The organism is Bacteroidales bacterium (assembly GCA_035342335.1).
Classification (GTDB): Bacteria; Bacteroidota; Bacteroidia; order Bacteroidales; family JAGONC01; genus JAGONC01.
The window spans coordinates 1-18811 of record DAOQWY010000012.1 but is presented as its reverse complement, the minus strand read 5'-3'; the positions used below and the strand labels follow the sequence as shown (position 1 = coordinate 18811).

Below are 18811 nucleotides of genomic sequence, written 5' to 3'. Positions count from 1 at the left end.
AAATCAGATGGCAGAATTTTTTGTAAGACGGCCGATCGTTGCCATGGTCATCTCGATCTTTATCGTGATCCTTGGCGTGATTTCGATCCTGAGTTTACCGATTGCCCAGTATCCTGACATTACACCGCCGATGGTACAGGTGACGGCCTTCTATACAGGAGCCAGTTCAATGGACGTGGAACAGTCGGTGGCCACACCGCTGGAACAGGATATCAACGGCGTGGAGAACAGCATCTACATGCAGTCGATCAACACCAATGATGGTGCGATGACCATCCGGGTGTCCTTTGAGGTGGGAACCGATCCGGATATGAGCAATGTGCTGACACAGAACAGGGTTTCTTCCGCTACCCCGAAATTGCCGGATGAAGTAAAACGACTGGGGGTTTCCACCAAGAAAGCCCTTGCTTTCCCGGTTCTGCTGATTTCGCTGACATCACCGAATAAGACGTATGATAAGGTCTTCCTGAGTAATTTTACCAAGATCAATGTAGCAGATATCCTGGCACGCATCCCTGGAGCAGGCAGAGTCGATGTATTCGGAGTGGGTGATTACTCCATGCGGATTTGGATCAAACCTGACCGGATGGCCCAGATGGGGATTACGGTCAATGAGGTGATCAATGCCATCAAACAACAGAATGTAATTGTGGCCGGTGGTAAATTCGGCGGGGAACCTGCTCCTCCGGGCACAGATTTTACATATACTGTCCGTCTCAAGGACCGCTTGCAGACTGAGGAAGAATTCGGCAGCATCGTGGTGCGTCAGAGTGCGGAGGGATTTCAGGTCAGGCTGAAAGATCTTGCCCGCATCGAAATGGGTACGGAAAGTTACAAAATGTATGCCCGGCTTAACGGAGAGGATGCAGGCGTTCTTGCTATCTACCAGAGTCCCGGATCCAATGTGATGGACCTGGCTGCCCAGGTGAAGGCGACCATGGCTGATCTGGCAAAGGATTTTCCACAGGATCTGACATACGATGTATCCCTCGATACCACCCTGGCCATCTCCGAGGGGATCCATGAGATCATCAAGACCCTGTACGAAGCCCTTCTCCTGGTGATCCTTGTTGTGTTCATCTTCCTTCAGAACTGGAGGGCCATGCTGATCCCTATGCTTGCAGTTCCTGTATCACTTGTTGGAGCATTCATCATGTTCCCCCTGTTTGGATTTTCGATCAATACCTTATCACTGCTGGGGATCATTCTCGCCATCGGGATCGTGGTTGACGATGCTATCGTGGTAGTGGAGGCGGTGATGGTCAATATTGAGCATGGGATGACGCCCAGGGATGCTACGGTCAGAGCCATGAAACTAGTCACTGGTCCCATTGTCGCCACTACACTGGTTCTGGTGGCTGTCTTTATACCGGTGGCTGCCATCAGTGGGATCACCGGCAGCCTTTACCAGCAGTTCGCCATCACCATCGCCGTGTCGGTTGTCTTTTCCGCCCTGAACTCCCTTACCCTGAGCCCTGCCCTGAGTTCCCTCCTGCTGAAAAAACCAAAACCGGTAAAGGGCATCGTCGGTAAATTTTTTGGTGGATTTAACAAAGGATTCAACAAAGCCAACGAAAAATACACCAGTTTTGCCCATGTGGTGGCACGGAAGGCCACCCGCGGAGTGGTCTTTATCGTAATCTTTCTGTTTCTGGCAGGTGTACTGGGTAAAGTCATCCCCGGCGGATTCATTCCGGAAGAAGACATGGGCTATTTCTTTATCAATGCTCAGTTGCCGGAAGCAGCCTCTTTACAGCGTACCGACCAGGTGGCCCGGAAGATCGAAAAGATCCTTTCGGCCCATGATGAGGTGGAGTTTTCGACCAGCATTCCCGGTTACAGTATGCTCACCGGTGGCTTTTCAACCAACTCCGTATTCATTTTTGTTGCCTGCAAAGAGTGGGGTGAACGCGGAAAGGAGGGCCAGGTGTACAAGCTCATCCACAAACTGAACCGTGAATTTTCAACAACCATACAGGAAGCACCCAGCTTTGCCTTTGGTCCACCTGCCATACCGGGTCTGGGAAACGGTTCCGGTTTCAGTATCATGATCCAGGACAAGGGCAGCAGCAATACGCCACTGTACCTGGCCCAACAGACCCAGAAGTTCATTCAGGCTGCCCGCCAGCGGCCTGAGATCGGTTCGGCCTTCACCACTTATCAGGCCTCTACTCCCCAGCGCTACCTGGATGTGGACAGGGAAAAGGCCATGAAGATGGGCCTGAGCCTGAACGATGTGTACAATACCGTCAGCGCATTCCTGGGCGGAACCTATGTGAACGACTTCAACCGGTTCGGCCGTGTCTACAAGTCCTATCTCCAGGCAGAACCTGAATACAGGCTGACGGAAGAGGATATGGATCTGTTCTTTATCAAGAACAACGAGGGAAAGATGATCCCGCTCAGTTCTATCGCGACGGTGGAGAACATAAGCGGCCCTGAATTTACGTTCCGGTTCAATATGTACCGGGCTGCCGAGGTGACCGGCGGGCCGGCGCCCGGATACAGCTCGGCACAGGCCCTTGATGCGCTGGAAGAAGTGGCGGACCAGGTGCTGCCGGATGACGTGGGATATGCCTGGAATGCCATGTCGTTCCAGGAGAAAAAGGCCTCGGGAACGGCCGGAGTAATTTTCGTGTTCTCTCTGGTATTTGTATTCCTGATCCTATCTGCCCAGTATGAAAGCTGGTCGCTGCCATTCACTATCCTGCTTGGAACGCCCTTTGCCATTTTCGGCGCTTTCCTGGGAATATGGATCGCCCGCTTCAGCTCTGATTTTTATGTCCTGAATATCTTTGCCCAGGTCTCGCTCATCCTGCTGCTGGCCCTGGCTGCCAAAAATGCGATCCTGATCGTTGAATATGCCAAAGACAAGTTCGAAGAGGGATTGTCCCTCATGGAAGCGGCCATCGAAGGTGCCAAACTGCGTCTGCGTCCGATCCTTATGACATCCTTTGCTTTCATTCTGGGTGTGGTGCCCCTGATCACAGCCAGCGGTGCAGGCTCCCAGGCGCGCAACGTGATGGGTGTCGCCGTTTTTGCCGGCATGCTGATCGCCACCATACTCGGCGTGTTCATTTACCCCATGCTGTTCGTTCTCATCGGCAAACTGGGTGGATATGAAAAGAAGCGAGCCAGTAAACAGCTTCAATCTACCATCGTAAAAGAAAATGAATGATATGAAAAAACATAGTATTCACCTGACAGTGATCCTGCTGGCAACCATCCTGTCAGGATGCATGGTGGGGCCAAAGTATCAGAAGCCAATCGTTCAAACACCTGATCGTTTTACTTATTCCGATACCATTTTCCAGGATTCTGCCTTGAATCTGGAATGGTGGACCCTCTTTCAGGATCCTCAATTGGAGAAACTGATCCAGACGGCACTGGCCGAAAACAGGGATGTCAGGCTGGCAGTTGCCCGCATTGAGGAAGCTAAAGCGTCCATTGGCTATACCAGGGCCGATATGTGGCCGGTCATCGGGTATGAGGTGGATATCCAGGGCGGGAACCTGAGTCCGGTTCTTAGTTCCGGGAACACAGCCAACCATAACACCTGGTACGCAGCTCCCTTTCTGTCGTGGGAAATTGATTTCTGGGGGAAATACCGCAGCGCCACGGAAGCCGCCAGGGCAAACCTGCTGGCCACCGAGTACGGCTACCGGTCCGTGATGATCAGCCTGATCGCGGCAGTGACTTCTGCTTATTACCAGCTTCTCGATTTTGACAATCAGCTGGCCATCTCCCGCCAGACCCTTGAGTCGCGGAAAGAATCCACCTGGATCATTAACGAACGATTTAAAAAAGGGATTGTGCCGGAAATTGATTTGAATCAGGCTGAGATCCAGGAGAACATTGCTGCAGCCTATATACCGCAATATGAAAGGGCGGTGGCTCAAACCGAGCATGCCCTGTCGATCCTGCTGGGCCAGATGCCCGGAACCATTGACCGCGGATTGGATCTGAACAACCAGCCCATGCCGCCGGATATTCCTCCGGGCCTGCCTTCTGACCTGCTGGCACGCAGGCCGGATATTCTGTATTCTGAGCAGGCGCTGGTAGCACAGAATGCCTCGATCGGCGTGGCTCAGGCTGTTCGGTTCCCTTCTTTCAGCCTTACCGGATTGTTTGGAGCCGCCAGCCCTGAACTTACCTTTTCGGCTGTCAGTGCCGCCTGGTCGGTCAGCGGTGGCGTACTCGGACCGATCTTTAATTTCAATAAAAACAAACGGCGGGTCGAAATGGAAAGGCAACGCTACCAGCAGGCACTGATGGATTATGAACAGACCGTGCTGCAGGCATTCCGCGAGGTGGAAGATGGACTCATCGGTGTAAGTACCTACAGGACTGAACTGGAAGCGTTAAACAGGCAGAAAATGGCAGCCCAGAATGCGGCTCTGCTGTCACGGTCACGGTACGACGGGGGCGTGACAAGCTACCTGGAAGTGCTGGATTCGGAACGGACCCTTTTCAACACAGAGCTGAATGCATCACTGACCCTGCGGGAACTGCTCACTTCCTATGTAACGCTCTATAAAGCACTGGGGGGAGGCTGGATTTCTAAAGAAGAGAAAGAAGCAGACACTGCCAAACCCAGGACTGAATAAATTAAACTTTTAAATCGACAATTTATCAGGCTTTTTTTCTGAATAACCGGAGAATAAGCAGCAACAGAATGGAACCGGCTACGGCCAGCAGGATGCTTTTCCAGTCAAATCCCTTTACACTGCCAAGCCCAAGTAACGTCCCAATATAGCCACCAATCAAACCACCGGCAATCCCGATCAGAATGGTAATGATCAGTCCGCCCGGATCTTTGCCGGGCATGATGAATTTAGCGATAACCCCAGCGATCAGTCCAATGACAATCCAGGATAAAATTCCCATAAAAAACCTCCTTTTCTTATTGGTTAACGAAAAAATATATTACAAAATAAAGCATAATTCACGTAAAAAATTCATTTGCCATCGATATCCTCTGAACGGATTCTTTTTTCCTGCTTCTGATTCCATATCCAGAGCGCTTCCTTAAAGAGGACTTCTTCCACCGGAATATTTTTACGGGAGGATTTTTTCAGCACCAGATTGTACCAGGCGGAATCGTTCCGGATCACGTTCTCAGCCTCCCTGATAAAAGCCGCCCTCCCCGTCGTATCCATCATTTCGACAGGGATCTCCTGTGGTTTTTCAAAATGACTGAAACCACGGATCCCCTTTTTTGCCAGATCATAATCCGGATGCTTCAGCAGTTCTCTGAAGTTTCCGGAAGGATCTTGTCGCAGAAACGAATCCCAGTATGCTTCCCTTGACATGGATCCCCAGTGGATGGCTCCCGTGTAGTACTGATAGGTCTGAAATACATTGAGCGAAATGAAAGCTCCGATGACTATAAGGTAAAGCAGGCGGATGACAAATTTTTTTTGAAGAATCCATGCGGTGAAGGCCGTCAGCGGAAAGGCCAGCAATGCATAGGAGTCGATCATGGCCCGGATGCCGAATCCTGCTGCATACCACCAGCACCACCAGGAAAAGGTCACGTAGAGGAAGACCAGCCAGACACCCAAAATGGGGATGTAAAGCCTGCGATACTGTTTGAATGTTAAAAACATTCCCATGATGGAAAAGATCATCACGGGTGTGTAAACCAGCCAGCCATTGCGGTAACTGAATAATCCCTGAAAAATATGGGGATTGCTGAAGAAGAACCGCTCCTGGCCATAACCGTAATAGATCCACTGCCCGGTTGTCAGATGCCAGTAAAGAAACTGCGGCAACAGGATCAGAAAGGCGACCATCAGCATGAGGAGCAGGTGGATCCATTTCTTCAAAAGGAAGCTGATCCGTTCCCGGAATGCCGACCAGCCTCCGACTCCCCAGAGAATCACAAGTGGCATGAATACGATGTTGACAGGCCGCACCAGGATGATCAACCCTGCAATCAATCCCAGGGAACCCGCACGGATCAGGGCAGGTTCGGCATACCAGCGCATGATCACGTAAACAAGGCAGGCGATCAGGCTGAAACTGAAGGCATGCGACATCGGTGGCTCGATGACGGAATAAAAGTAAAGGTTCGTGGCCAGCCCGAGGATCAGGATCGTAACGGCCGTATAAGGCTCTGAATAATAGCGCAGAAGAGCCTTACGCAAAAACCATAATCCGGTGAACACATAAAACAGGCAGGAAAGGATCAGTGCGAATTTGTAGGGCGGGGAAAATCCGTCCGCCTCATATCCCAAAGGCCGGGCAAGTGCATGTGCTGAGAGAAAAAAAGGGGAATACAGCACCGACATTCCGATGGTCATTCTACCCACATACTTCCCGTTTTCCGAAGGATGTGCCCAGAAATGGTCACGGTATTCTTCGGGATTGCGGTGAGCGAACTCCATGGTGATGTCGTGGTGAACGAACACAGCGGGAAGATACTGGTAATAAGAAACGACATCCCCTGCAATGATTCTGCCTTCGATGCGCCAGAAGCCATACTCCAGGTTGGAGTAGAGCAGGATCAGAACGACCAGCCAGCAGGCCATCCCGGATAATCCCGCTTTACGGCTAATGGTATGTAAATATCCTTTTTTTAACATTTAAAATAATTATAATTAAGAGGTTGTATCATAAGTGTTTTATTTAACCACGAAGGTACACAAAGTATATCACGAAGGAACACTAAGTAATTTATTATCAGATATATATCTTTGTGTACCTTTGTGAAATCCTTTGTGTTCCTTTGTGGTTAAGAACCTATGATGCATCCTCTTATCAAAAGCTCCCCTTCAGGGAAACAATGAAATTCCTTCCTGCAGCTACGATCCCGGATGAATACGGCCGGTAGCGCTGGTCGGTCAGGTTCTCGATCCCTGCACTCACCATCAGGAAATTGGTGACCTGGTACATGGCCTTGATGTTGAGGGTGTACCAGGAAGGGCAGTACGGATTCCCGTCAGGATCCACCGCATACATATAGTCTTTGCCCTGTTCCTCCGGCGCCAGTTCATCATAGGGAATCTCACCGTTGTACACACCAGACAGGTCAGCAGTAAACCGTTCGTGTTTCCAGATCAGATTGGTGGAGCCGAACCAGGGGGCAGCATGCCGGAGAGGTCCCAAGGTTCCGTCGTCCAGTTCTTCTTCCCCCTTTTGATAGTTGAACTTTGACAGGATCTTGAAACCCTCCGGCAGCTTCAGTTCAACTCCTGCCTGAATGCCGTAAACATAGGCGTAAGCCGCGTTCTGCATCGCCTGAACCTGGCTCATCTCACCATCGTACAGAATGCTGTCCATGCCATTCAGTGTAAAATCCCGCCGGACGATGGCATCGTTCAGGTACGTGTAGTATCCGGTGATGTCCAGTTTCAGGATTTGCCCGAATAATTTCGTCAGGCTCAGTTCACCGTTCCAGGCGTATTCAGCTTTGAGATCCGGATTGGGTACTACAACGGAACCCGGTTCCGAGTCGAAGACCTTTCCCACATCATCAATGTTTGGCGTACGGAATCCGGTGCAAAGATTCAGGTTGACCTGCCAGGATTCACCGGGGATCCAGGCCATCCCCAGACTTCCCGTGAGTGCGCCGGTGTTGATGTCAAAGTCAGAGAAAGGCAGCGGGTAGAATGTTGTGTCGAAATCACCGCTGAGCATCACCTGGTTGTAACGCAAGCCGGCCTGCAGGGTAAGCTGAGTTAAGGGTTTGATACGGTAGTTCACATAACCGGCAAACGATTTCCAGTCGGAGGGGCTTGGATACCTCGCGGGACCAGGGATGCGGGTGCCTGTCGAGATGTCTTCGTCTTCCCCGACCGATTCCACGGTGTTGACCAATGCCTCCACGCCATAATACAATCCCTGTTTTTCTCCCAGCTCTTTTTCCAGATCAATGTTCAATGACCAGGCATTCACTTTTTCAGTACGGTGCCTGAGCTCAGTGTCACCGAAGTCGCGGTCGTGGCGGCTTTCCTCAAAATTTTGCCAGGCCAGTGTCATGTTGAGGTTATCGTAGATTCCGGTTTCCTGCCTGTTGGTTAAACCAAGCGTATGCATCATCCATTTCTGGGGACCATAATACCACTCCGCGGAACGAAGCTGCCCATTTTTTTCCCTGAGCAGCCGGTCATACCGGGAGTAATCAGAAGTGGTCGAAAAATGAAACCCATAATTGAAATTCCACCGGTCATTGGGCTGAAACCGGATCTTTTGCATGACATTGATCTGGTGGTAGCCCGAGGGCACCTGTACCAGCGAATCCGGATTGGTCAACTGAGTGTCCTTTCCGTCGATCGTTTTCACATAGGACTTTCTCAGGTAGTTGATCTCGGGGCCATGTCTGCCCATTTTTACGTCATCATAATCCGAATAGGTTCCACTGGTGACGAATGCCCATTTTTTCAAACCGATCGCAAAATCAAGGTGTCCGGTTTTTTCCATGTCGGCTGATGACCACCTGACCAACGCATTCCCTTTTACCAGCGGTTTGTCTTCTGTTGCAAGGGAGGGAGTCAGGGTGTAGAAACTCATCACTCCTCCGATGGCATCGCTTCCATAGATCAGGGAGCCAGGACCGTAGGCCACTTCGGTTTTTTCAATGGCCATGGGATCCAGAGAGATTATATTTTGCAGGTTGCCGCTCCGGAAAATAGCGGTATTCATTCTGACGCCGTCCACCACGATCAGCAGCCTGTTTGTGGAAAATCCCCTGATCATGGGGCTTCCCCCTCCGAGCTGGCTTTTCTGAACAAAAACCTCCCCGGTCGCCTGGAGCATGTCGGCAGCAGTTTGAGGATTCTGCAGGGCAACCTCTGTGGGCTTGATCATGGTGATCTTCTGTGGAACATCCCGTTTGCTCTGCTCCCAGCGTGTGGCAGAAATCACCACCTCATCCAGGGAGAAATCGGCCTGGTCAAGGTACAGCCTGAACTGCATCTTTTTCAGCTGATCATAGGAAAAGATCTCAGGGTTATATCCGAGCAACTGAATGAAAATGCTGTCTGCACCCTGAAGTTCGGAGATATTGACCCGGCCTTTGAAGTTCGTTATAACTGCCACCGTAGGATTATGGCGGTAAACAGCTACCATCTCCAGGGGCTGATGGGTCACCCTGTCTTTGATGATCAGTTCCTGAGCGAATACATGACAAATGATTATCTGCAGAACAAATAATGATATAACTATTTTCTTCATAGGAATAATGTCGACGGGAACATCAGAAGGAAAAAGAATACTATGGAAGCGGCGATCTTCACTTTTAGTGGCCAAAGGTAAGGATTATCTGATTTACCACAGAGGCTCACTGAGGGGATGGCCGGATTATTGATAAGCAGCTTTTTCCCATGACAATTTTTGCTATTTTCAATCAGAATATTATCTTTACATCCCACATCCAATGACACACTCCATGAGCATCCCAAAAATTCTGTGCGCAAGCCTGTCGGTTTTCATTCTTTGCCTGATGCTTCCCCTGTTCGCGTCAGGCCAGCAGAAACCCGATGAAAGCCTGTATATCCGTGAATATGATGATTTCATCAAAGTGAAAACGGAGTATATCCCGGATACAAAGAATCGTTTGTTCGAGTTCCGCAATGTAAGTGCGGAGACCTTGATCGTTGAGCTGACACCCTGCAAATACCGGCCCTACCTGAACGAGTTTGATCCGCTGCCTGATGAGCTGTTCACCAAGGAAGGGTATGATAATTACCTTGAGTTTGAGATGAAGCCGGGTGATATCCAGTGGCGGGAGTTTGTCATATCGCCGGTGAATGTGTGGAAGGTGAATGTTGAGGTGAGGCGAAAAAAGTAAAAAAAGAGCAAAAAGCAAATTTCAAAAATCAAAACGATTGATTAGATGAAGCGCTTAAGGTTGTTGAATTATCGTTTTCGGTTGACATTTTATCCGGCCTTATTCCTTTCCAATAAGATTAACTGGAGGTTTGGGAGGCCATACAAGTGCGCGGGAACGGATGCGGAAACCATTCGGCACCTGTTGCAGCCGGGGATGATCATCCTGTCGCATAAGGAATTTGAATTTACGAATCTATTCATCAAGGGTTACTGGAAACATTCAGCCATCATTATTGATAACGAGATCCTGATCGAGGCCACCAGCAAAGGCGTCGAACTGAAAAAGATTGACGATTTCATCACAGCAGTGGATGATTACGTCGTACTTCGTCCAACTTTTTGTGATGCCTCGCTCATGGAGGAAACATGCAGGTATGTCCGGAGAGTGGTTGGTTACCCGTACAATTACACTTTTCTGCATGGGAAAAAGGCTTTTTATTGTTCTCAGCTGATCTATTGGGCTTACATGCTTGCCTGCCGTCATTTACCACAGCGGCAGGTAATGAATCAGCAGTTGCGAGGTAAGATCCTCAATCCACAGGCTATTTTTGAATCGCGTGAAAGCTGGCAGACAGTCACTTGCTGGCAATCGGCTTCCAGGGACTGTTCCTGTAAAGATTCCCTTGAGGATATGTGCAGGCTGAAAAACGGTTCAGCTTAGACTGATTTTTCGATTGCCTATGCCAATCAGACCGAACGCGATCATGCCATGCTAAAAAAGGCAATAAGCGATGGAAAAATCGAAGCTGTATTCCAAGAAAAAAATAAATTCACATGAGCTGCAAAATGAAATTATTAGCCATCACTGGACGAGTAACACATCTGATTTTATGCATCGTAATTTTTTTGATTTTTATCCCTTCCCTTTCCACCGGGCAGGAGAGCAGCGACCTGGATCCTGAACTGGATGGAATTCAGATAAATACTGCGCCAGTGAAAGTGGATGGGAAAACACTGTTCTCCGTCCGCGGCAGCCCCTCTGTTCCTGCCGAACAGCGCGCAGCCAGTATCAGTAAACGAATCGAAAGAGCAGCAGCCAATGCTTCTGTTTCTTCCGATTCGGTGAAGATCATTGCCAGAGGGGATAAAGCGATGATCTATGCCGGAGAAGAAGTGATTATGAATGTTTACGATGCTGATGCCGCTGTGGAAGGGAGCACCCGGACCCTGCTTGCCGAAATCATCCAGCAAAAGGTAAAAGCTGCCATCGACTCCTTCAGGTACGAACGAAGCGGCCCTGCATTGAAAACTAAATTAATTAATGCACTGGTTGCCACAGCAATTTTGGTTGTTCTTATGATCGGATTACTGTGGTTGATAAGGCGAATAAGAACCATACTCGAAAAAAGGATACAATCGAAGATAAGCAGTGTGGAAAATATTTCTTTCCGTCTTATCCGGTCCCAGCAGCTTTGGAAGGCCTATTTTCTTTTCTTCAAGGCCTTTCGTATTGTTGTCATCATTCTCCTGATTGCCGGGTTCTTTCAGTATGTGCTTGGCCAGTTTCCCTGGACCAACAAAGTAGCCACCTACACCCTGGGATTATTTCTTGATCCGGTTATAAAACTGGGAAAAGGACTCCTGGGATTTTTACCCAGCCTGGCTTTTCTTATCGTTATTTACCTGGTAACACGTTACTTGCTCAAGTTGATCAAATTGCTCTTTGCTGGTATTCAGGAGGGCGGGATTTCAATGGCGAAGTTCGACCCGGATTGGGCCATACCTACATTTAAGATCTTAAGGCTGGTGATCATCATTTTTGCGCTGGTCATCGCCTATCCTTACATCCCCGGATCCAATACAAGTGCATTTAAAGGGATTTCCGTGTTTCTGGGCGTTCTGTTATCCCTGGGTTCGTCATCCTTCATCGCCAATATCATTGCCGGGTATTCGATGACCTACCGGGGGGCATTTAAAAAAGGGGACCGGATTCAGGTCGGAGATGTTATCGGTTTTGTGGAAGAACAAAAACTGATGGTTACCCGTGTGCGCACACACAAGAACGAAGATGTCGTGATCCCTAATTCCACTATGTTGAGCAGCAATATCGTGAATTACAGTAAAAGGGCGAAAGATATAGGATTGATCCTGCATACAACGGTTGGGATCGGATATGAAACACCCTGGCGCCAGGTGGATGCCATGCTGAAACTGGCTGCCGACCGGACGGAGGGACTCTTAAAGGAACCGCCACCCTTTGTCATTAAACAATCCCTGGGCGATTTTGCTGTTAACTATGAGATCAATGCCTATTGCGACGACGCCTCAAAGCTGCCAGTGCTGTATACACTGCTGCACCAGAACATCCTGGATGTATTCAACGAGAACAACGTCCAGATCATGACTCCGGCATACGAAGGAGATCCCGAAACACCGAAAGTAGTACCCAAAGAGCAGTGGTATGCACCGCTGGCAAATGAGAGGAGAGAGGAGAGAGGAGAGAGGAGAAATGAGAAATAATATCTCCATTTTCCTCTCTCCTTTCAATGATCATAGGTTTTCCAGCAGCCTTGCTTTTTTGGCATCAAACTCCTCCTGCGTAATGATCCCGGAATCAAGAAGTTCTTTTAATTGCTTTAAATCATTGACCAGCTTTGTTTTGTCTGCAGCTTCTGCTTTAAGGATCTCAAGAGATGCCTTAAGTTCGGTATTTTCTTCATGCAGGGCTGCGATGCTATCATTCAGAGATGTGCTGAGCCCTGAAAAAATGGATTCCCGGTGTGTTGCCAGAGAATCAATCAAAGCTTCCGCATTTGCCGGATCGAAATCATGAAGAATCACTTTTTTCTTTATTACGCTGTACATGGTGTCATATGCAATGCAGACTTTATTAATTGAATCATACACTGCAGAAAGCCCGGTAAGAGCTTCTTGAAGAGAGTCCCTGGCAGTTATGCACTTTGCATAATCCGTTTCAAGATCTTTTTTGCTTTGTGCCTGCGTAAAGGTTGTAGCAACCAACAGGAGAATGACGGAAAGAAATAGGGTTGTTTTCATTTTTTACATTTAGGTTTTATTATGGACTGGTTTGAATATCCTTGCAAATTTAGCTCGTCAGGAAGGCCTTGTAAATAGTACTTTGGTTCTATGGCAGGAATGCATTATATTTGAGCCGCTATTGCTCAGGCACGGTTATCTTTACATGATAACAGAATGGCTAACAAAGGAATAATATCACTCTTATTCATTTTCATCATCTTTTTTGATCTTTCTTTTGGTCATCCGAAACAGACTCTACCGAATAAGAATATCCTTGTTCTTTTTTCACTTGTTCCGACCACTCCGGCATACCGGGTCATTCTTGATGGAATACGGACTCAGCTTACCCGTGAATATGGTTATTCCTACGACCTGAATATTGAGTATCTCGAAACAGATCGTCATCCCAAAGATAACTATCCCCGGGAAAGATTTAACATCTACAATGATAAGTACAAAAATGCGGACCTGGATCTGGTCATCTGTGTTGGGATTGATATTGTGAGCACATTAAAGAATTATGCAGACAATCATCTTCTCAGCCTCCCCAACATATCCATTGATCTTGATTTTTCCGCGTATGGTATTTCAACCGAAATTTCCCTGAACGAACAAACTGTTGAGATACCTTTAAAATTACATGCTGAGAAGACCATAGCCACTGCCTTGGGGCTCTTTCCGGACACAAAATCCATCTTTATTTTCTGTGGGATTTCGAATGGCGACCAGTTATATTGCGCCATGTCGAAAAAAGCAGCAAATCTTATTGACAGCCATAAAGAGATCACTTTTATTACAGATACCACGATGAATGATGCTCTTAGAATCGCCAGTCAACTTCCGGATAGCAGTCTTGTGATCATTTCCTCTTTTACAACTGACAACAAACAGGTTCCATATAATAATCCTGAATCGGTACGATTGATAAGCAAGGCAGCCACTGCACCTGTGTTTACTTACACAGATACAGGATTTGGTGAAGGGTCCATTGGCGGCTATATGATTAATTTTGGCAGAGCCGGATTGCTTGCAGGAGAAATTGCAATCAAATTATTAAAGGGAGTTGAGCCAAACGCAATACAGGTATCAGAGAAAGATTATTATGATTATCGTTTTGACTGGAGACAGATTGAACGATGGAAGATTGCTGATTCAAGACGGATACCGGAGGGAAGTACAATTCTATACCGGGAGGTCAGGGTGTTCGACAAATATAAATGGTTCATCCTTGGCGGCATACTCTTTCTGGTATTTCAAACCCTGTTGATTCTAAATCTTGTAGGGTTGTACAGAAGGCAAAAGGTGATGACACAGCAGATCATCGAATCTGAAAATAAATACAGAGAGCTGATCCGGGAAGACAGGGTTTTAAGGACCGGTCAGTTAATGGCTTCTCTTTCACACGAGCTGAATCAGCCCCTGACGGCCATTTTAAGCACGGCACAGGCGGGGATCCGGTTCATTGATTCCAACAAGGCAACTCCTGAATTAATGAAAGAGCTTCTTGAAAATATCGTGGAGGATGATAAAAGGACGGCGAGTATATTGAGCAGTATCCGGGGGATGATGAAACTTGAAAAGAGAGAGAAAGAAAAAGTCAACTTAAATGAAATGATCGACGAACTCATCCTTATTTATTCAGGCGAAGCGGTTAAACGTAATATTAAATTGGATGCCAGCCTGAACCCTGAACCGGTTAATATTGTGGCCGACCGGACCCAGATCCAGCAGGTGATCATGAATTTCATCTTAAATGCTTTTCAGGCGATGGATAAGGTCAGTCAACATGACAGGACCGTATCAATTACAGAATTAACAGATAATGAATATGTAACTGTTTCGGTGAGGGATAAGGGCAGGGGGATCGAGGATGCAATCATGGATAAAATTTTCAAACCTTTTGTGACCACCAGGAAGGAGGGTACCGGGATCGGTCTGGCGATCAGTCATTCGATCATTGAAGACCACCAGGGAGAGATCTGGGCCGAAAATATGCCTGACGGAGGCGCGAAATTTTCTTTCAGGCTGAAAACAATTTAGGATGAAGGATGAAGAATGAAGGATGATAACTCCAGCATATTCATTATAGACGATGATGAACCCATCCGGCGCAGCATTTCGTTGCTTCTGAATGCTTCGGGCTATGCCACGGAATCCTTCGCCGGCGTAGAAGAATTTTTGGAAACCGTGGATTACAGCGGGGCCGGATGTATCCTGCTGGACATATTTCTTGAGGGGAAATCGGGACTGGAGCTGCAGGAGGAAATAAAAAGCAAATTTCAATGCCTTCCCATCATTTATATCACCGGCATGGGCGATGTGCCCATGAGTGTCCAGGCATTAAAAAAGGGTGCTGTAAATTTTCTTCAAAAACCCATCGATGAGAGGCAGTTGCTGGATACCATTGAGGAAGCATTACATTTAAGTCATCAGATGGTAATGGAACAAAAAGAAACATCCCGGATCAGATCACTGATCGGCAATCTAACTCCAAGAGAGTATGAAATTTTCAAATACCTCATCACCGGGATGCTGAACAAACAGATCGCGGCAGAGTTGAACATCACCGAGCATACCGTCAAGCTTCATCGCGGGAAGATAACGGAAAAGCTGGGCGTTAAGTCTGTTGCCGAAATTGTTCAAATGGCCGGAAAATTGAATCTCTTCTCCATATAGATAGGTGCACCTCTCCTCCTTCAGAGGATGTATCAAAATGCCTTTTTTAAACACAAAGGTACTCAAAGTACTTCACTAAGGAACACTAAGTTTTTGATAATCAATGATAATACTTTGTGTACCTTTGTGAAAACCTTCGTGTTCCTTTGTGGTTAAGTACATTTGATACAACCTCACGGGGGTTGAGATGTAATCCTTTTTATTCAGTCCCCTCCGCCTGTCTCTATAGAACCAAAGTACTATTTACAAGCCAATTCCCCCGGATTAATTTTGCAATACCTCAATCCCGGTCTTCTCTCCAGGTTGAAGAGGAGGTGTAAGGAGAGAGGTATAATCATGATCTATATCATTGATGATGATAAGTATGTGAGAAGGGGATTTGGGATGCTGCTTAAGTCAGCAGACCTGGAATGTAAGTGCTTTGGGAGTGCAGAAGATTTTCTGGAATCCTGTCAGCCGGTTGAACAGGACCTGCTGATCCTGGATATGCACATGCCAGGCATGGGTGGTTGTGATTTGCTGGAACACTTTATTAAAGAAGAAATCCATGTACCGGTAATTATCATAACAGCCTTTGATGAACCTGCCAGCCGTGAATGTGCAAAAAATTACGGAGCACTGGCGTACCTCCGGAAGCCGGTGGATGGTGAAGCATTGATAGATTTAATCAAGTATTCGGTCAATTCAGTGTAATATAAATCATTCAAATAATGAAAACATTCAGATTACTCATTATTGTACTGTTTGCTGCCATCCTTTCCTCCGTTTATGCTCAGGAAGAGGAAGAACGGAAGATCTTTGAGATTTATGGATTTGTGATGATGGATGCAGGTTATAACGCAAACCAGATCCATCCTGACTGGTTCGATGTGGTCCGTCCGAGCAAGTTGCCTTCCTATGCGGGAGAATACGGCACGAACGGCAATTTCTTTTTCAGTGTCCGGCAGACCCGGTTTGGCACCAAGGCCTGGATACCAACCAGGCTGGGGGATATAAAAACTATTTTCGAGTTTGAATTGTTCGGTACCGGGGTGGATGCCGGTCAGACCACCCTGCGTTTGCGCCATGCGTATGCCGAACTGGGCCATTTTGGCGTGGGGCAGTATTGGAGCCCGTTCATGGATATCGATGTATTTCCGAATACTGTTGAGTACTGGGGACCTAACGGCATGGTATTTTTCAGGAATATCCAGGTACGATGGATGCCTATCATGGGCGATACACGTCTCACATTCGCTCTTGAACGTCCCGGAGCCAGTGCTGACCAAGGAGTGTATTCCAATCGTATTGAGCTTGAAGGCGTTAGTTCTCATTTTCCGGTTCCTGACTTTTCTGCAGAGTACCGGTATGGAGGAAAATTTGGATATGTTGAGCTGGCGGGGATCCTTCGTTACATGGCCTGGAAAGATATGAATGATGATAAGCTTGATCTCACCGGTCATGCGATCGGATGGGGATTGAACCTCAGCTCAAACATTAAATTTAACAAGAGCCTTGTGGGCAGGTTCCAGGCAGTTTATGGCGAAGGCATTGAGAACTATATGAACGACGCGCCGGCCGATGTGGGGATCAAGAACAACTTTGACGATGAAGAACAACCTATCCTTGGTATTCCCTTACCGGTATTGGGAGTAGTTGCTTTCCTCGACCAGCAGTGGAATGATAAGTTCAGCAGTTCCCTCGGGTATTCGATGGTCGATATCAATAACACCGATGGCCAGAATGACTCTGAATATCACAGAGGCCATTACGCGCTGGCCAACCTGTTGTACTATCCCGTCCAGAATGCAATGATGGGTGTCGAGGCACAGTATGGTACACGTGAGAACAAGGATGGCTGGCAAACCAATATCTTCAAGGTCCAGTTCTCATTCAAATACAATTTTGGACATGCATGGTACAAAAAGCAGAAGATATGACCAAACCAAAGCGGATGCTTTTAATGTACCCCACCCCTGCACCCCTCCCCTGCCAGCAGGGGAGGGGACGGGGGAGGGGTAAATGGGTAAATTTCCCGGGGCTTGCCCGGGAATTAAGTTCCAGGGCTTGCCCTGGGGTTCATACCAGTGATTAGTAAAACTCCAAAATTTATTAAACATGAAAAATCATTTAGCTAAAACAGGTAGGATGATGGCCGTTACCATCGCTCTGTTAGTTTTTATTAAGCCATTCAGCATGCAGGCCCAGGATTTAACCAAAGATCAAATTCAAAAGGCTCTTGACGAGGCCTATGCGGAATTCAAGGATGTGAAGGATGGTAAGAATGCGGATTATATTAAAGAACTGGCCAATGTCGATCCCAACATTTTCGGCATTGCACTGGTTACAACGGATGGACAGGTTTACACGAAAGGGGATGTACAATCCATGGTCTCCATCCAGAGCGTTTCCAAAGTCTTTACCATGGCCAAGGTAATCGAGGAACAGGGGCATCAGGCAATTCAGGATAAAATTGGAGTCGACGCCACAGGAGAGGTTTTCAACTCAATCGAAGCTGTGGAGAGGATGAGAGGGAAAGAGATCAATCCATGCGTCAATCCGGGTGCCATCGCTGCAAGCAGCCTTATAAGCGGTGCTGATTCCGCTGCAAAGTGGAAAAACATTCTCCAGGTACACAGCGATTTTGCAGGGCGGAAAGTCGGATTGAATACGCCGGTCTATATCAGTGAAGCCGGGGATAACCTGCGAAACCAGGCAATCGCCCACCTGCTTCTTGCTTATGGCAGGATGTATTTCGATCCGGTGGAAGCCACGGATATTTACACCAAGCAGTGCGCCATCAACGTAAATGCAAAGGACCTGGCGACGATGGCTGCCACCCTGGCAAACGGCGGGGTCAATCCTGTCACTGGCAAAAAAGTGGTATCACCCGAGACGGTCATGTACACCCTGCCAGTGATGGCCACTGCCGGATTATATGACGATTCTGGGATATGGTTCTACAATTCCGGGCTGCCTGCCAAGAGTGGTGTCGGTGGAGGTTTATTGGCCGTTTGTCCCGGTAAATTTGGCATTGCCGTGGTTTCACCCCCGTTGGATGCGGCAGGAAACAGTGTGAAAGCACAGCTGGTGATAAAATATGTTGTGGAGAAGCTGAGAGCCAATCCGTACCTGATCCAACCGAAAATGTAAAAGAAACCTACATAAAGCTTGTGGTGAAGTGAATATATATCCTTTTAAAACGCCCAGCGGAGAGTCAATACTCCGGAATCCTCTCTGAAAAGGTAATTTTGTACAATAGACGTTTCATCTAAATGTAATTAAATAAAACACTATGAAAAAACATGCATTCTACTTGATTGGAATCATCTTCCTGATGGTC

The 18811-nt window shown here is 47.6% G+C and carries 14 protein-coding genes; 10 read left to right on the top strand and 4 right to left on the bottom strand.

Annotated features, from left to right (window positions below; genetic code table 11):
- Positions 1-7 precede the first annotated feature (7 nt).
- Together PKI34_07530 and PKI34_07525 are read left to right on the top strand one after the other, a co-directional pair.
- A complete protein-coding gene (locus PKI34_07530; protein HNS17653.1) occupies positions 8-3178 on the top strand; it encodes a multidrug efflux RND transporter permease subunit in 3171 nt (1056 codons plus the stop codon).
- A gap of 1 nt (position 3179) precedes the next feature.
- On the top strand, positions 3180-4607 hold the full coding sequence (locus PKI34_07525; protein ID HNS17652.1) for an efflux transporter outer membrane subunit: 1428 nt from the start codon (positions 3180-3182) through the stop codon (positions 4605-4607).
- A 25-nt stretch (positions 4608-4632) separates the two neighbouring features.
- Here PKI34_07525 and PKI34_07520 read toward each other — a convergent pair whose 3' ends face one another.
- The 3 genes from PKI34_07520 to PKI34_07510 all read right to left on the bottom strand — a co-directional run bounded on the left by PKI34_07520 (position 4633) and on the right by PKI34_07510 (position 9177).
- Positions 4633-4887: a GlsB/YeaQ/YmgE family stress response membrane protein gene (locus tag PKI34_07520; protein ID HNS17651.1), complete on the bottom strand. Its 255-nt coding sequence runs from the start codon at positions 4885-4887 to the stop codon at positions 4633-4635.
- 71 nt (positions 4888-4958) lie between these two features.
- Positions 4959-6587: a hypothetical protein gene (locus PKI34_07515; protein HNS17650.1), complete on the bottom strand. Its 1629-nt coding sequence runs from the start codon at positions 6585-6587 to the stop codon at positions 4959-4961.
- A gap of 175 nt (positions 6588-6762) precedes the next feature.
- Entirely contained in the window at positions 6763-9177 is a 2415-nt protein-coding gene (locus tag PKI34_07510; protein HNS17649.1) for a TonB-dependent receptor, read from the bottom strand.
- Positions 9178-9391: 214 nt separating this feature from the next.
- On the opposite strand from PKI34_07510, the gene PKI34_07505 reads away from it, so the two are divergent.
- From PKI34_07505 to PKI34_07495, 3 genes are all read left to right on the top strand, one after another.
- On the top strand, positions 9392-9793 hold the full coding sequence (locus PKI34_07505) for a hypothetical protein (GenBank protein HNS17648.1): 402 nt from the start codon (positions 9392-9394) through the stop codon (positions 9791-9793).
- A 45-nt stretch (positions 9794-9838) separates the two neighbouring features.
- Positions 9839-10495 carry a YiiX/YebB-like N1pC/P60 family cysteine hydrolase gene (locus PKI34_07500; GenBank protein ID HNS17647.1) on the top strand — a complete coding sequence of 219 codons (657 nt, stop codon included), beginning with the start codon at positions 9839-9841 and terminating at the stop codon, positions 10493-10495.
- Between the two features lie 185 nt (positions 10496-10680).
- Positions 10681-12294, top strand: a complete 1614-nt coding sequence (locus tag PKI34_07495) for a mechanosensitive ion channel family protein (GenBank protein HNS17646.1) — start codon at positions 10681-10683, stop codon at positions 12292-12294.
- A 30-nt stretch (positions 12295-12324) separates the two neighbouring features.
- Here PKI34_07495 and PKI34_07490 read toward each other — a convergent pair whose 3' ends face one another.
- The gene (locus PKI34_07490; protein ID HNS17645.1) at positions 12325-12831 is read right to left on the bottom strand and encodes an SHOCT domain-containing protein; all 507 of its coding nucleotides are present in this window, start codon (positions 12829-12831) and stop codon (positions 12325-12327) included.
- A gap of 156 nt (positions 12832-12987) precedes the next feature.
- Here PKI34_07490 and PKI34_07485 point away from each other — a divergent pair, with 156 nt between their 5' ends.
- The 5 genes from PKI34_07485 (at position 12988) to glsA (ending at position 18621) form a co-directional block, all read left to right on the top strand.
- Complete coding sequence (locus PKI34_07485) at positions 12988-14853, top strand: ATP-binding protein (protein ID HNS17644.1); 1866 nt, start codon at positions 12988-12990, stop codon at positions 14851-14853.
- Positions 14854-14868: 15 nt separating this feature from the next.
- Entirely contained in the window at positions 14869-15489 is a 621-nt protein-coding gene (locus PKI34_07480; protein HNS17643.1) for a response regulator, read from the top strand.
- A 336-nt stretch (positions 15490-15825) separates the two neighbouring features.
- The gene (locus tag PKI34_07475) at positions 15826-16182 is read left to right on the top strand and encodes a response regulator (GenBank protein ID HNS17642.1); all 357 of its coding nucleotides are present in this window, start codon (positions 15826-15828) and stop codon (positions 16180-16182) included.
- A 17-nt stretch (positions 16183-16199) separates the two neighbouring features.
- Positions 16200-17408: a DcaP family trimeric outer membrane transporter gene (locus PKI34_07470; protein HNS17641.1), complete on the top strand. Its 1209-nt coding sequence runs from the start codon at positions 16200-16202 to the stop codon at positions 17406-17408.
- 178 nt (positions 17409-17586) lie between these two features.
- Positions 17587-18621: a glutaminase A gene (gene glsA / locus PKI34_07465; protein HNS17640.1), complete on the top strand. Its 1035-nt coding sequence runs from the start codon at positions 17587-17589 to the stop codon at positions 18619-18621.
- Positions 18622-18811 lie beyond the last annotated feature (190 nt).

What these genes read in the sequence shown, in the direction of transcription:
- PKI34_07510 (HNS17649.1), bottom strand. Translation starts at nt 9,177, where the DNA reads ATGAAGAAAATAGTTATATCATTATTTGTTCTGCAGATAATCATTTGT.
- PKI34_07485 (HNS17644.1), top strand. Translation starts at nt 12,988, where the DNA reads ATGGCTAACAAAGGAATAATATCACTCTTATTCATTTTCATCATCTTT.
- PKI34_07475 (HNS17642.1), top strand. Translation starts at nt 15,826, where the DNA reads ATGATCTATATCATTGATGATGATAAGTATGTGAGAAGGGGATTTGGG.
- PKI34_07520 (HNS17651.1), bottom strand. Translation starts at nt 4,887, where the DNA reads ATGGGAATTTTATCCTGGATTGTCATTGGACTGATCGCTGGGGTTATC.
- PKI34_07515 (HNS17650.1), bottom strand. Translation starts at nt 6,587, where the DNA reads ATGTTAAAAAAAGGATATTTACATACCATTAGCCGTAAAGCGGGATTA.
- PKI34_07470 (HNS17641.1), top strand. Translation starts at nt 16,200, where the DNA reads ATGAAAACATTCAGATTACTCATTATTGTACTGTTTGCTGCCATCCTT.
- PKI34_07500 (HNS17647.1), top strand. Translation starts at nt 9,839, where the DNA reads ATGAAGCGCTTAAGGTTGTTGAATTATCGTTTTCGGTTGACATTTTAT.
- glsA (HNS17640.1), top strand. Translation starts at nt 17,587, where the DNA reads ATGAAAAATCATTTAGCTAAAACAGGTAGGATGATGGCCGTTACCATC.
- PKI34_07530 (HNS17653.1), top strand. Translation starts at nt 8, where the DNA reads ATGGCAGAATTTTTTGTAAGACGGCCGATCGTTGCCATGGTCATCTCG.
- PKI34_07525 (HNS17652.1), top strand. Translation starts at nt 3,180, where the DNA reads ATGAAAAAACATAGTATTCACCTGACAGTGATCCTGCTGGCAACCATC.
- PKI34_07480 (HNS17643.1), top strand. Translation starts at nt 14,869, where the DNA reads ATGAAGGATGATAACTCCAGCATATTCATTATAGACGATGATGAACCC.
- PKI34_07505 (HNS17648.1), top strand. Translation starts at nt 9,392, where the DNA reads ATGAGCATCCCAAAAATTCTGTGCGCAAGCCTGTCGGTTTTCATTCTT.
- PKI34_07490 (HNS17645.1), bottom strand. Translation starts at nt 12,831, where the DNA reads ATGAAAACAACCCTATTTCTTTCCGTCATTCTCCTGTTGGTTGCTACA.